Origin of the sequence: Paenibacillus thailandensis (assembly GCF_042685365.1) — a bacterium.
In the GTDB taxonomy this organism is placed as follows: Bacteria; Bacillota; Bacilli; order Paenibacillales; family Paenibacillaceae; genus Paenibacillus_AP; species Paenibacillus_AP thailandensis.
On sequence record NZ_JBHUMY010000049.1, the window covers coordinates 1 to 734 of the forward strand.

2 protein-coding genes are annotated in these 734 nt (G+C 48.1%); both read right to left on the bottom strand.

All coding sequences use genetic code 11. The features are described 5' to 3' along the window. Positions 1 to 80 precede the first annotated feature (80 nt). Positions 81 to 344: a hypothetical protein gene (locus tag ACFSW5_RS26095; RefSeq protein WP_379280494.1), complete on the bottom strand. Its 264-nt coding sequence runs from the start codon at positions 342 to 344 to the stop codon at positions 81 to 83. A gap of 14 nt (positions 345 to 358) precedes the next feature. After that, on the bottom strand, positions 359 to 734 hold a 376-nt coding region (locus ACFSW5_RS26100), incomplete at its 5' end, for a hypothetical protein (RefSeq protein ID WP_379280497.1).

Consider the following 734-nt stretch of genomic DNA (forward strand, 5'->3'; position numbering starts at 1 on the left):
AACCCCGATCTTCTGTCCTTTCCCCGTATAACCGGCTGCATGCCACTCGTCAACATTACAAAAGGCGCGAACTGCTTCATTCATGCCGCGCCGCCACCTTCCGTATTTTCTCCGACATCTGGCTGCCGCTCTTCAAGTAAAAGCTTTACAACACCATCCTGCTCAACGATTAAGTGTCCGCGGCTCCTTACATAATTACAGGTGTATTCGAGCTGCAGCACCCCGATTTCTTCTCTGCTTGCAACAAACGGAAGAATTAAATTGATCGTCTCTTCGTCGAATTCACCATCCTGATCTTGCATAGCCAAGAAGTTGAGCGTCGACTTGTTATAGGCAAGTCGCATGCGACATCCTCCTCCTACTCAACAATAAAGTACTGATAGGCATTGTTTACGGTCAAAGTTACCACGGAACCAGTGCCGCCTGAAACAGAACATCGCGTATAGATCCGAAATATAATGGGCTCAACCGTGTCGATGTTGAGATTGCCAGTATAGTAAGTGTTGGTGGCAACGCCCTCCTGACTCCATGAACCTGCCACAACCTCAGCACCAGAGCCGATCTGATAGCGAAGCTCTACATAGTGGGTCGCACCAGCCAACCGAGACTCAAATGTGACGGAAGCCGGACCACTTATTACGGTCCTTCTCCTAATTGCGGCATTACTTGAAGGTGGTATAGGAAAATTCACATTAATATTAGTTAGATGTGTCCATGTCGTGTAGTTTGGAGCC

What these genes read in the sequence shown, in the direction of transcription:
- ACFSW5_RS26095 (WP_379280494.1), bottom strand. Translation starts at nt 344, where the DNA reads ATGCGACTTGCCTATAACAAGTCGACGCTCAACTTCTTGGCTATGCAA.